11 protein-coding genes are annotated in these 12,890 nt (G+C 37.3%); 3 read left to right on the top strand and 8 right to left on the bottom strand.

Annotation, left to right across the window (positions count from 1 at the left end; genetic code table 11):
• The first annotated feature begins 221 nt into the window (after window positions 1-221).
• A complete protein-coding gene (locus EUBELI_RS04380) occupies window positions 222-1,334 on the top strand; it encodes a sugar kinase (protein ID WP_012739150.1) in 1,113 nt (370 codons plus the stop codon).
• 166 nt (window positions 1,335-1,500) lie between these two features.
• On the opposite strand, the gene EUBELI_RS04375 is transcribed toward EUBELI_RS04380, so the two are convergent.
• The 4 genes from EUBELI_RS04375 to EUBELI_RS04360 form a co-directional block, all read right to left on the bottom strand.
• Complete coding sequence (locus EUBELI_RS04375; protein WP_012739149.1) at window positions 1,501-2,538, bottom strand: hypothetical protein; 1,038 nt, start codon at window positions 2,536-2,538, stop codon at window positions 1,501-1,503.
• On the bottom strand, window positions 2,531-3,934 hold the full coding sequence (locus tag EUBELI_RS04370; RefSeq protein WP_041688065.1) for a hypothetical protein: 1,404 nt from the start codon (window positions 3,932-3,934) through the stop codon (window positions 2,531-2,533). The genes EUBELI_RS04375 and EUBELI_RS04370 overlap by 8 nt, the downstream gene beginning before the upstream one ends.
• A 236-nt stretch (window positions 3,935-4,170) precedes the next feature.
• A complete protein-coding gene (locus EUBELI_RS04365; protein WP_012739146.1) occupies window positions 4,171-5,658 on the bottom strand; it encodes a UxaA family hydrolase in 1,488 nt (495 codons plus the stop codon).
• Window positions 5,659-5,748: 90 nt separating this feature from the next.
• Window positions 5,749-7,251, bottom strand: a complete 1,503-nt coding sequence (locus tag EUBELI_RS04360) for a tagaturonate reductase (RefSeq protein ID WP_012739145.1) — start codon at window positions 7,249-7,251, stop codon at window positions 5,749-5,751.
• A gap of 302 nt (window positions 7,252-7,553) precedes the next feature.
• Here EUBELI_RS04360 and EUBELI_RS04355 point away from each other — a divergent pair, with 302 nt between their 5' ends.
• Window positions 7,554-8,558 carry a LacI family DNA-binding transcriptional regulator gene (locus EUBELI_RS04355; protein ID WP_041688559.1) on the top strand — a complete coding sequence of 335 codons (1,005 nt, stop codon included), beginning with the start codon at window positions 7,554-7,556 and terminating at the stop codon, window positions 8,556-8,558.
• Window positions 8,559-8,579: 21 nt separating this feature from the next.
• On the top strand, window positions 8,580-9,986 hold the full coding sequence (gene uxaC, locus EUBELI_RS04350; protein ID WP_012739143.1) for a glucuronate isomerase: 1,407 nt from the start codon (window positions 8,580-8,582) through the stop codon (window positions 9,984-9,986).
• A 68-nt stretch (window positions 9,987-10,054) separates the two neighbouring features.
• Here the strand turns inward: uxaC and EUBELI_RS04345 are convergent, their stop codons facing one another.
• The 4 genes from EUBELI_RS04345 to EUBELI_RS04330 all read right to left on the bottom strand — a co-directional run bounded on the left by EUBELI_RS04345 (window position 10,055) and on the right by EUBELI_RS04330 (window position 12,851).
• Window positions 10,055-10,570: a hypothetical protein gene (locus EUBELI_RS04345; protein WP_012739142.1), complete on the bottom strand. Its 516-nt coding sequence runs from the start codon at window positions 10,568-10,570 to the stop codon at window positions 10,055-10,057.
• A gap of 1 nt (window position 10,571) precedes the next feature.
• On the bottom strand, window positions 10,572-11,417 hold the full coding sequence (locus EUBELI_RS04340) for a PilZ domain-containing protein (RefSeq protein WP_012739141.1): 846 nt from the start codon (window positions 11,415-11,417) through the stop codon (window positions 10,572-10,574).
• A 105-nt stretch (window positions 11,418-11,522) separates the two neighbouring features.
• Window positions 11,523-12,266, bottom strand: a complete 744-nt coding sequence (locus tag EUBELI_RS04335; RefSeq protein ID WP_012739140.1) for a YebC/PmpR family DNA-binding transcriptional regulator — start codon at window positions 12,264-12,266, stop codon at window positions 11,523-11,525.
• Window positions 12,267-12,431: 165 nt separating this feature from the next.
• Window positions 12,432-12,851, bottom strand: a complete 420-nt coding sequence (locus tag EUBELI_RS04330) for an HIT family protein (RefSeq protein ID WP_012739139.1) — start codon at window positions 12,849-12,851, stop codon at window positions 12,432-12,434.
• Between the last annotated feature and the right edge of the window lie 39 nt (window positions 12,852-12,890).

The following is a 12,890-nucleotide window of genomic DNA, read 5'->3' as shown; positions in this document are numbered from 1 at the left end:
CTTCCTTTTTGCTTGTCCTTAATTTTCTTTGAAGACAAACCTTATTTGCAATAACAATATTCAATTCAATTATAAAAATCACTATATTCTTTTGTCAAATAAAGTTGTAATTTATCATATTCCTTTCAAAACATATAAAAGTTTAGGCAAAAATGATGGAATTAATCGGATTATTATGGTAAAATATTGTAGCAATAAAATATTTTGGAGGTATCTAAAAAATGAAATTAAATTTAAGACCAGCTGAAGAGTGTACATTTGACGCTGTATCATTAGGTGAAGTTATGCTTCGTCTTGATCCAGGTGAAGGAAGAATCCGTACAGCAAGAAGCTTTAGAGCATGGGAAGGCGGCGGAGAATACAATGTTATCCGTGGACTTCACAAGTGCTTCGGTATGAGAACTGCTGTTATCACATCATTTGCTGATAACGAAGTAGGTCTTCTTATGAAGGATTTCATCGAACAGGGTGGCGTTGATACATCACTTATCTGCTGGAAGAAGACAGATGGTATCGGTCGTCTTTGCAGAAATGGTCTCAACTTCACAGAGAGAGGATTTGGTATCCGTGGTGCTAAGGGATGCTCTGATAGAGCTAACACAGCTATTTCACAGGCTACTCCAGAAGATTTCGATTTCGATTACATCTTCAAGAACAAGAGCGATGGTGGTTTAGGTGTTCGTTGGTTACATACAGGCGGTATCTATGCTGCTCTTTCTGAGCAGGCTTGCGAGACTGTTATTGCAGCTTGTAAGGCAGCTAAGAAGTACGGTACAATCGTATCTTACGATCTTAACTACAGACCATCTATGTGGGAAGCTATCGGTGGTTTAGCTAAGGCTCAGGAAGTTAATAAGGAAGTTGCTAAGTATGTTGACGTTATGATTGGTAACGAAGAAGACTTCACAGCTTGCCTTGGTTTCGAAATCGAAGGTAACGATGAGAACCTTAAGACTCTTAACCTTGATGGTTACAAGAAGATGATCAACGAAGCTGCTGCTACATACCCTAACTTCAAGGCTGTTGCTACAACACTTCGTCAGGTTAAGACAGCTACAGTTAATGACTGGTCAGCAATCTGCTGGGCTGATGGAGAAATCTACAAGGCTGCTCAGTATGATGGTCTTGAGATCATGGATAGAGTTGGTGGCGGTGATTCATTCGCTTCAGGTCTTGTATATGGTCTTATGACATTTGAAGATGCTGAGAAGGCTGTTAACTATGGTGCAGCTCACGGTGCATTAGCTATGACAACTCCTGGTGATACAACAATGGCTTCTCTTAAGGAAGTTGAAGGTATCGTTGGTGGTGCTGGCGCAAGAGTTCAGAGATAATCATCTGATTCATTAATTTAAGATTCATCCAAGATGGGCGGTGCCATACAGCACCGCCCTTTTTCTTTTGTACATTTGCAATAAAAACAGACAGCATTGAAATTTCAATTTCAGAATTCCAATACTGCCTGTTTTTATTTAATTATTTTCATTTACCACAGATATATCAGTCACTCCAAATAGGCATTCTGCAATATTTTGTTCCATCAAACAGAAAATGATATTCACTTCCATCCGGATAACCTACTATCCACTGCTGCAGTTTTGCTGTAATCTTTCCATCAGTATTTGAATAGCGAATTGTAACACTTCTGTATCCATTTATGGCCTGTTTAAACTCAGGTGTACTCGTTATGCTTCGGTATAAATCATCGCTATCTTCATAATGCCAGTAACTTTCCTGAAGATTTAATGTTCCATCTTCTCTGTATACAATATTATTTTCAAATTCTTCTGGGACATAACCGCCCACTCTGCCATGATTCATAAATCCCTGTTTAGTAAAGTAGAAATTATTTCCATCATATTCAAATCTATAGAAATAATCCATTTTCTCATAATAAATAAAGTACCATATATCTTTTGGATTGCCTGGGTAAACATCCCTGTAATTTGCAAAAGTTAATGACCACTTGCTGACAGGAATACCTAATTGGGCTGCTTTATTTAACAATTGTGAAAACTCCGGACTTGTACTTATTGCATCACGAAACTCATGAAAGCCTTTATAATTTTCCCAATAACTTTCTCTTATGTTAAGTGTACCATCATCATTATACACTATATGATTCTGTGTTGTTTCCTTGTTGCTGGAATTATTGTTATTATAGTAACTATTATTTGTAGCTTCTGAAACATATGTGTAATTATCATTGTTTACACTGTTACCACCTGCATCTTCATTCTGATTATTATCAGTCTCCAATTCAACGGTTTCAGACTCATCCGACATTTCTGATGTTTCTGACATTTCTGTAAAATTTGTTTCTTCAGATGAAGCATTTTCATCCGGCAATGTTTCGGTAATTTTCTTATTATCAGATATTGCCGCAACGCTCTGGCTCGGGCTATTGCTCACCACATCTTTATCATTATGTCTATCCTTATTAATCAGTGTATTATTTACAACTATTGCTATAACAACTACTATAATAATTATAAAGGCACTTATGACACTAATACATACTTTTTTGTTCTTAAGCATTAGTTCTTTTAACCTCTCTGCATATAACAACTCCAGCCAGTATCATTATAATACATGACGCATATACATATACTTTATATCCATCAGAAGTCTGAGGTGTTTCTACAGTCTCTGCTGAAGAAACTTCTGTATCTTCAACAGGTGATGTAACTTCTGTATCTTTGAGTGAAGGAGCTTCTTTAGTTATGACATACTCTGAGCAATGAACCTGCTTTACTGTCATATAGCCTTCTTCATCTACCACAACTGCCTGTGTTCCTGCAAATGTACCATCATCATTCATAAGTGAGTAATAAAGTGTAGTCCCTGCATAATTTGTTCCAACTGGTATGCGGATACTTGCTGTTGCTGGCAGTTGTCCTGAATAATTAAACTTCACCTGTGCCACAAAATTATCTTTTGTTACATATGATGGCATTGTATCTGCATAAGTCTCATTAATTATTGTTGAGAAATCATACTCATTCTTTCCTTCAACACTCTTCATTGTTCCCTTTGCAAATGTAAATGTAACATTATTATTAGATTTAATTACAACATCCTTAGTCTCATTTTCCTTTAAGATGCTTGCAAACATTTCACTATCAACCACCTGTGTGTCCTTGTCTGCTGCATCAAATGTATATGTATTATCTGTCACATCATCAGACTTCTCATCTGAAGCTTTAGTTAAATGAAGAACTGTCTTGTCTGTCATATAGTCAGGCATCATAATTGCACCGACATAACATTCTTTATCCTCTGAATCCTTATATTTAATGGTTACTTTAAGAAAATCAATATCAACTGTCTCTTTTTCTGTATAACTCGACTCTTTTAAACTCTCAGTCTGAAATTTCCCATCTGGACTTTTACTATTATATGCACCAGAAAAAGTCATTTTATCAAATACATATATGCCTTTTTTATCCCCTGTTTTTTCCCATTTAATTAACATATTTTGTGGATCAAATCCCATTTTTGAAAGCATAAATACATTCCGTTCTCCGCGTGCACTTCTTCCCTTCATACTGAAAACAAGCTTACCAGACTCGTCTCTGCTTAATTGATAAGCATCAACATAAACATTAAGAATATCATCAATCGAATATGCCGACTTATCTGCATCAATCCTAACTGTGGTATCCTCATGAAAAATATTCATCTGTCGGCTGTCATCATCATCAAAATATCCAAAATACTCTTTAAACGCAGCCGAATCTTCCTTATCCATAACATATTTGACACCATTTTTATTCATGGTATCGTCATCTTCAAAATAATAAGCTGGCTTATCTGTCACCTCTGCTGCATTAACACTTAATCCCCCAGTTACACCACTAAACAATGTTGTTACAACTATTGCTGTCGCTGCAATTGCTTCTATGCAGCCCATCAATTTCTTAATCATCCTCATATTTTTTCTCCTTTAAATGTAATTTAAGAATTTCATGTTTAATGAATTCCCTTTTTATTCTACCCCCCCCCCGATATTTTTTTGTCAAGTGCCACATTGCAAAAAAAGATTTACAAAAAAGCCTGCCAAAAGCATCTTTATGATACATTTGGCAGGCTTTTATAAACCCCCAATTATTAAAATTCTTCTATAAAACTATAACCGACATCTTAGAAAAATATCATTATAGCAAGCAATTATAAAGTTACACCCTGCTTAAAGATTGCAAGATCATGGAATCCTGCTATCTCAGCCTTAACCTTCTTACCAGAAGCAACATCTAATACAAGCTGGAAAAGTTCCTTAGCTGCATCTTCAAGTGGAAGATCATCTGTAACAATTCTTCCTGCATTGAAGTCAATCCAGTTGCCCTTATTTCCTGCAAGTCTTGAATTAGTTGCAATCTTAACTGTAGGAACCGGTGATGCAAATGGTGTTCCACGTCCAGTTGTGAAAAGAACCATCTGTGCACCTGAAGCTGCACAAGCTGTTGCAGCAACAAGGTCGTTACCAGGTGCGCTGAGAAGATTAAGCCCCTTAGTATTAACTGGCTCTGCATATGCAAGAACACCCTTTACTAATGAGCTTCCTGACTTCTGTGTACATCCTAAAGACTTGTCCTCAAGAGTTGTGATACCACCATCCTTGTTTCCTGGAGATGGATTCTCGTAAATCTCCTGACCATTCTTAATGAAGTATTCCTTAAAGTCATTAATAAGGTGAACTGTCTTCTCGAAGAGTTCCTTGTTAGCACATCTGTTCATAAGAATTGTCTCAGCACCGAACATCTCTGGAACTTCTGTAAGGATAGTTGTACCACCCTTAGATACAAGCATATCTGAGAAAAGACCAACTGTTGGATTAGCTGTGATACCTGATAATCCATCAGAACCACCACACTTCATACCAATGATAAGTTCCTTTGCATTAACCTTTTCACGCTTAAATGTAGCAGCATAAGCCATAAGCTCGTTCATAAGCTTCTCTGCTTCTTCCTGCTCGTTCTCAACATCCTGAACCTGAAGGAACTTAACTCTGTCTGGATTAACCTCTCCGATATAATCCTTAAGAACTTCAATACGGCTGTTCTCACATCCAAGACCAAGTACAAGAACTGCACCTGCATTAGGATGATTAATTAAATCAGCAAGAATCTTTCTTGTATTCTCCTGATCTTCTGTTGTCTGTGAACATCCATATGGATGAGTAAATGCAACTACTTCATCTACTCCTTCTGGCTTGTTAGCTCTTGCTGTTGCTTCAATTGCTCTTGCAATTGAGTTAACGCATCCAACTGTAGGAACAATCCATACTTCGTTACGGACACCAACCTTGCCGTTCTCTCTCATATATCCATCGAAATAAGCTGGCTCAGTAGGCTCAACATCCTTATGTCCCTCTGGTTCATAAGTATATTCAAGTAATTCGCCAAGACCAGTCTTTAAGTTATGAGTATGAACCCATGCTCCAACCGGAATATCAGCCTGTGCAAATCCAATTCTGAAACCATATTTGATAACCGGATCACCATTCTTGATAGCCTTAATTACAAACTTGTGTCCCTGTGGAATATCTTCTACAGTTGTCACATCAATTCCTGCAACATTAAGAGTTGTGCCTTTAGCAATAGGCTTTAATGCTACAGCAACATTATCATCTTTATTAATCTTAATAAAATCCTGCATATATTCTCCTTGTAATTCTAATTATTATATTAAATAAGAGCGGATGAATATAAAAACATCCGCTCTGTAATCACTCAAAGGGCCTGTTAATTAGTCGTCAAGAGCTAAATCATTAACAACTGCTCTCATACCTCTTTCTCTGATATCTGTGATGTACTCAGTAATAACTTCTTCAAGGTTAAGAACCTTAGAAAGATCCTCGCCACCGAAGAACTTAGTATTGCTTAAGTAAGCATGTGTGAATTCCTTAGCAGACTTTCCTGAATTATCTCTGAAGAAATCAAGAACAGCCTTATCATCTGTAATATTGTACTCTTCACCGTTTCTGTTACCCTTTAATACAATACCGCCGTTGAACTCAGCTTCTGTCTGTGATGTATAGAAGCTCATAAGTGCTGCGATAGAGAATGTAAGGTACTTAGGAAGCTTGTTAAACTTCTTAACATATCCTAAGAATGAAGGTAAACATCTAGCTTCCCACTTAGATACTGAGTTAAGTGAAATGCTTAATAATCTATGATCTACGAATGGGTTAAGGAATCTGTCGATAACAGCCTTAGCGAACTCTTCGCAATCTTCCTTAGAAAGTGAAAGTGTAGGAATAACTTCGTTGTAAAGTGTCTCTTCCATGTACTTTCTGATTACAGGATCCTTCATAGAATTCTCTACATTATCGTTACCAGCAAGGAATGAAGCTAATACAAATGATGTATGAGATCCGTTAAGGATTCTAACCTTTCTTTCCTTGTATGGGTGATGATCATTAGTAAATACTACATTAAGTCCAGCTTCCTTAAATGGAAGTTCCTTCTCAAGCTGCTCAAGTGGAAGGTTAGAATCACTCTCTACAACCCAGAGACCGAATACTTCAGCTCTGTCGATAAGCTGATCCTCATATCCCCATTCCTCGCAAAGCTTAGCTGCGTCTTCTCTTGGATATCCTGGAACAATTCTATCTACGAGTGTTGGGCAGAATGAGCAGTAATTGTTAACCCAATCCTTGAATCCATCTTCAAGTCCCCAAAGCTCGATAAACTTCATGATGCACTTCTTTAATTCAATACCATTATCAGCGATAAGCTCACATGGAAGTAAGATAAGTCCCTTATCAGCTGCTCCGTTGAACTTCTGATATCTCTTGTAAAGGAGCTGTGTAAGCTTTCCTGGGTATGTCTTAGGAGGACGTGCATTAGGATCGTTATCTGTCTCGTCAAATACGATACCAGCCTCTGTTGTATTAGAAACGATGAATCTAAGAGTCTCGCTTGTACCATACTCAATGTACTTGTCATAATCCTCAATAGCTGCAACTGCATCTACTACTGATGTAATCTGACGTGTGATTTCCTTAGGCTCTCCATCAACAAAACCTCTTAACTGAAGTGTGTACTGGCATTCCTGATCATGGAATCTCTCAAGTGTACCGAACTCGATAGGCTTAACGATAACAACACCACCGTTGAAATCTGTCTTCTCATTAGTTACATCGAAGATATAATCAACGAATGCTCTAAGGAAGTTACCCTCACCGAACTGCATAACCTTAACAGGTCTGTCAACTGCATGTGTAATACTCTTGTTTAATCTCTGCATCTTAAATCTCCTTTTTTCATTGGGAATAATCCGTTTTACGATAACGGTCCCTAATTATTAACCAGTAAATGGTATGTAAATAAGTGCATGTAAGCGCTTTCATAAATAAAATATACTTAAAAATGCTCTAAGTCAATACATTTTTCTGCTTTTTAAAAAATTCTTACATTACACTTGTTTTTATAATAATACCATTGTATAATTCATTTATCAATATGTAAGCGCTTACATTTATTTATTTTTTATCAATTTCAGTTAAGCGTTACATTTACAATCGTCAAGAGATGAGGTCGCACATGAATATTAATATATATGATGTTTCTAAAAAAGCTGGTGTGTCCATAGCAACTGTCTCAAGAGTACTTAACGGCAACGCCAAAGTTTCCGAGAAGACAAGAGACAAGGTTATTAATGCAATGAAAGAATTAGACTACACTCCTAATGTATTTGCAAGAGGATTAGGTCTTAATACTATGAAGACAATTGGCATTATGTGCATAGATTCATCTGATATATACCTTGCCAACGCTGTTTACTACCTTGAACAGGAGCTTCGTAAATACAACTACGATTCTATTCTTTGCTGCACCGGTAAAGATTACAATAATAAGAAGAATTATCTCGAACTTCTTTTAAGTAAAAGAGTTGACGGAATTATTCTTGCCGGTTCACAGTTTGTAGAAAATACCAGTGAACATAACAACGACTACATTATTAATGCAGCTAAAGATGTTCCTATAGTTCTGGTCAACGGCTATCTGGACGCTGACAACATTTATTCAGTAATGTGCAATGATGAAGAAGCTGTATACAATGCAACAAAACTCTTGATAAATAATTCACATCGTAATATAGTTTACTTATATACTAGTACTTCATACAGTGGCATGAATAAGTACCGCGGCTATCTTAAAGCAATTAATGAAGCCGGTATTACTCTCCCGGATGAATTCCATCATCTGTGTGGCAAGAACATATCTCATGCCAGAGATTATCTTACATATCTGTATGATAAAGGTATGAAGTTTGATGCCGTTATGACATCTGATGACTCTATCGCTGCCGGTGCTGTCAAGTTTGCACATACCCACGGAACCAGAATTCCTGAGGATTTAGAGGTTATTGGATATAATAACTCTGTTCTTTCATTATGTACAGAACCTGAGCTTACCTCTATTGACAGCAAGGTTGAGGAACTATCCTCATGCGCGGTAAGCGTGCTTATGAAGGTTTTATCCGGTGAAGATGCTGATAATCACAGTATCATCGCCGCTGATATAATAAAACGCAACACAACAATATTTTAATTCACAGGAGGATTATGAATCATGAAACAGTTCATGGACAAAGACTTTTTACTTTCAACTCCAACAGCTCAGCATTTATTCCACGATTATGCAGCTAAGATGCCAATACTTGACTATCACTGCCATATCAACCCTAGAGAAATCGCTGAAGACAGAAAGTTTGAGAACATCACACAGGTATGGCTTGGTGGCGATCATTACAAGTGGCGTCAGATGAGAACTAACGGTGTTGATGAGAAGTACATCACAGGTGATGCTTCTGACCGCGAGAAGTTCCAGAAATGGGCTGAGACTCTTGAGATGGCTATTGGTAACCCACTTTATCACTGGAGCCACCTTGAACTTCAGAGATACTTCGGATACAACGGTATTCTCAACGGCGACACAGCTGAGGAAGTATGGAATCTCTGTAATGCAAAGCTTCAGGAAGATTCTATGTCAGTTCGTAACCTTATCAAGCAGTCAAATGTTACATTAATCTGTACAACAGATGATCCTGTTGACTCACTTGAGTGGCATCAGGTTCTTAAGGATGATAAGACATTTGACGTACAGGTACTTCCTGCATGGAGACCTGACAAGGCTATGAACATTGAAAAGCCTGAATATCTTGATTATCTTGAGACATTATCTAATGTAAGCGGAATTAAAGTTAATTCATTTGCTTCATTAATAGATGCTCTTAAAAACCGTATGGATTTCTTTGCTTCTATGGGATGCTCAGTATCTGATCACGCTCTTGAGTATGTAATGTACAAGCCATACACAGAAGAAGAAATCGAAGCAATCTTTGCTAAGAGATTCTCAGGTTCTGCTATCACTACAGAAGAGATGAACAAGTTCAAGACAGCATTCATGGTATCTGTAGGTAAAGAATACAACAAGCGTAACTGGGTAATGCAGATACATTATGGTACAATACGTGATAACAACAGATTCCGTTATGACCAGTTAGGTCCAGATACTGGATTTGACTGCATTAACACATATGACTGCTCTGCTGAGATGGCTCAGTTCCTTAACGCACTTAATGCTACAGATGAGCTTCCTAAGACAATCATTTACTCACTTAACCCTTCAGTTAACGCTGCTATCGGAACAGTTATCGGATGCTTCCAGGATTCTAAGGCTGTTGGCAAGATTCAGCAGGGTTCAGCTTGGTGGTTCAACGATCATAAGGTTGGTATGACTAACCAGATGACAAGCCTTGCTAACTTAAGTCTTCTTGGTAACTTCATCGGAATGCTTACAGATTCAAGAAGCTTCCTCTCATACACAAGACATGAGTACTTCAGAAGAATCATGTGCGAGCTTATCGGTGGATGGGTAGAGAATGGTGAATATCCAGCAGATGAGAAGGCATTAAAGAAGATTGTTGAAGGTATCTCATACAACAACGCTGTAAGATACTTTGGATTTGATCTTTAATTAGTACCCGAAAAGATAAAAGCCGCTGCCACAATATTTGTGGTAACGGCTTTTTATTATATCTCTTATTACTTTTTATTCCTTGTCTTTTCCATTACATCAAGAGTATGCATCTTACCATATGCATCTCTCTTATGCTTTGGCACTTCTCCTGCCTCTGAATTAAATATACCAACATTCTGGTCTTTATTATGCTTTGCTGCACATGCCGGGCAATATCTTCCATATCTGATATCCGCACCACAGTCCTCACATTTTATATAACTATCTGAGCCATCAGGAATCTCAATTCTTCCTTCTCTTAAATACTTATTGATAATTGATACAGGGACTCCGGTTCCTCGTGAAATATTAGATGCATTTGAAGGTCCATTTTCTTCAATGTACTTTCTTACCTTACCAAATGATGTAAGTTCTTCCTGGCCACAATGATCACACTTAAAAACCTCTCCAAATGCATATCTCATAAGTTCTCCGCATTTTGGACATATCTTTGCACGTTCATACTTAATCATTGTTTCTATATGCCTTTTTTCTTTTTTCATTTTTTCTCTTTGTTCTATTTCTCTTAATGATGATTCCATATTAAACCTTCTTTCCGCTCACTGCTTCTCTGAATATATCTCTTCTCTCCGTCTTTCCAACCCGATTAATTGCTCTGTCTTTATATGTTCCGTCATTCTTAATTGACTTGCTCTTATAATTTTTGTCATCCTCTTCGGGCTGCTCTTTGTTATCAGTTCTTTCAGGCTCTTTTAATGCTTTCTCAAGCATTTCTTTGTTTTTAAATGCTGAATTATCTCTGTTCATAGAAAGCATCTGACGCTGCTTCTGGTTTATATACTGTTCAAGTTGTGAATTATTAACACTGAGCTGACAGCCATAAAGAACCTTAGTTTCATTAATAATTACTTTCCTTACAATTATTCCCATAAGACTATAATTTTTATTAAAATCATTAAAAACCAGTCTTACCGGCATATTAATAACATTTTCCATATCTTCAGAACTGACAAAAGAAAAGCCATTCTCACTGACATCCTTAACTATAACATCAACTGCCTTTCTATTAATTCCAAGCTGGGCAACACCTGAAATCCCAACAAAAAGCCTGAACGCTCCTCTTCTGTTAATTTCAAAGCCTTCCCCACTCGCTGTTATTTTATAAAAGCTGCCAGACTTTTCATGCACACATGCAACACCAACACCCTTCCACACCATTGGAGACTTATTTTCTCTTATCATTACTATATTAACAGCCACACTCTCTGATGAATTAAAAGTTAAAACTTTACCGTTGATTCTTATAGGTTCTATAAATATGCTGTTATTTCCCTGACTGACAACTTTAGAAGGAAATTCAAACTTCTGCCCTTTAATACTTAATTCTATAATTATTTTATTATCAGCTGGCATCTCCTGTAAAAGCATAGTTTTTCTCCATTACACGCAATTAATAAAATAATAATAGCACATTTACAGCAATAAAAAAAGACTCTCATGCTAAACTTGCATGAGAATCTTTTTTATGATTAATTATTCTTCATCTTCTTCTGGTTCATTCCAGTTATGATATACATTCTGAACATCATCATCTTCATCTAAGAGTCCTAAGATTCTGTTCATCTTCTTAATATCATCCTCAGATGTAAGGTCTACTGTTGTCTGTGGAATCATAGTAACCTCTGCTGAAGCAAATGTTACTCCGGCATCAGCTAATGCCTGGTTAACAGCATCAAACTCCTCTGGTGAAGTAAGGATTTCATAACAATCCTCTTCTTCATTGAAGTCATCTGCACCAGCATCAAGAGCTAACATCATAAGCTCATCAGCATCTCCGGTATATTCTTCCTTGTCTACAATCATCTGTCCCTTGTTGTCAAACATGAATGATACACAGCCTGGAGTACCAACATTACCGCCACCCTTAGTGAATGCACTACGAATATTAGAAGCTGCTCTGTTTCTGTTATCAGTAAGAGCCTCTACGATAATAGCTGTTCCGTTAGGACCATATCCTTCATATGTAACTGATTCGTAGTTAGACATATCATTACTTGCAGCCTTCTTAATAGCTCTGTCAATTGTATCATTAGGCATATTAGCTGCTTTACACTTAGCAACAACCTGTCTTAACTTACTGTTATTATTAACATCCGGACCGCCTTCTTTAACAGCTATCATAAGCTCCTTACCAAGTCTTGTAAAGATCTTACCCTTAGCTGCATCATTGGCTGCCTTCTTATGCGCGATATTCGCAAATTTTGAATGTCCTGACATAAAAATACCTCATTTCAAATTATTGTTGTAACTATTCAGAGCCAGCCTCCAAAATGCTTCGCATTTTGGAGGTGTGGCGTATCCGCCAGATAGAATTTCAAAACCAGATATAGAAATGCAAGCATTTCTAATCTGATTTATGAAATTCTGCCTGGCTCTGAACAGTTACATATTAGCTTTAATCTTCTCAATCATCTCTGCATATTCAGCATCTGTAAGATACTTCTTATCTGGGTTCATAAGGAATACTCCACCCCATTCGAACTCGTCCTTATACTTAGGGCAGAGATGGAAATGAAGGTGATGACCTGTATCACCATATGCACCATAGTTAACCTTATCTGGGTGGAAAGCAGCCATGATAGCTCTTGCTACTCTTGCAACATCTTCAAAGTAAGCAGCTCTCTCTTCTGCAGTTAACTCATTCATATCACCAACATGCTTCTTATGTGCTACGATACATCTTCCAGGATGACTCTGCTCCTTGAACAGATATACCTTAGATGTCTCAAGCTCACATATCTTAATACCAAACTTAGCTACGAGGTCACCCTCTACACAATATGCACAATTCTGATCTACCATAATCGTATCCTCTTTTCTATAACCAAATATAACTCATGC

It is taken from the genome of [Eubacterium] eligens ATCC 27750, assembly GCF_000146185.1.
GTDB lineage: Bacteria > Bacillota > Clostridia > Lachnospirales > Lachnospiraceae > Lachnospira > Lachnospira eligens.
Note: the sequence above shows the minus strand (reverse complement) of the source record. Positions and strands in the feature narration are given on the sequence as shown.

Excerpts from the sequence above, each read along its gene's own strand:
- EUBELI_RS04380 (WP_012739150.1), top strand. The coding sequence starts at position 222 with ATGAAATTAAATTTAAGACCAGCTGAAGAGTGTACATTTGACGCTGTA.
- EUBELI_RS04375 (WP_012739149.1), bottom strand. The coding sequence starts at position 2,538 with ATGCTTAAGAACAAAAAAGTATGTATTAGTGTCATAAGTGCCTTTATA.
- EUBELI_RS04370 (WP_041688065.1), bottom strand. The coding sequence starts at position 3,934 with ATGAGGATGATTAAGAAATTGATGGGCTGCATAGAAGCAATTGCAGCG.
- EUBELI_RS04365 (WP_012739146.1), bottom strand. The coding sequence starts at position 5,658 with ATGCAGGATTTTATTAAGATTAATAAAGATGATAATGTTGCTGTAGCA.
- EUBELI_RS04360 (WP_012739145.1), bottom strand. The coding sequence starts at position 7,251 with ATGCAGAGATTAAACAAGAGTATTACACATGCAGTTGACAGACCTGTT.
- uxaC (WP_012739143.1), top strand. The coding sequence starts at position 8,580 with ATGAAACAGTTCATGGACAAAGACTTTTTACTTTCAACTCCAACAGCT.
- EUBELI_RS04345 (WP_012739142.1), bottom strand. The coding sequence starts at position 10,570 with ATGGAATCATCATTAAGAGAAATAGAACAAAGAGAAAAAATGAAAAAA.
- EUBELI_RS04340 (WP_012739141.1), bottom strand. The coding sequence starts at position 11,417 with ATGCTTTTACAGGAGATGCCAGCTGATAATAAAATAATTATAGAATTA.
- EUBELI_RS04335 (WP_012739140.1), bottom strand. The coding sequence starts at position 12,266 with ATGTCAGGACATTCAAAATTTGCGAATATCGCGCATAAGAAGGCAGCC.
- EUBELI_RS04330 (WP_012739139.1), bottom strand. The coding sequence starts at position 12,851 with ATGGTAGATCAGAATTGTGCATATTGTGTAGAGGGTGACCTCGTAGCT.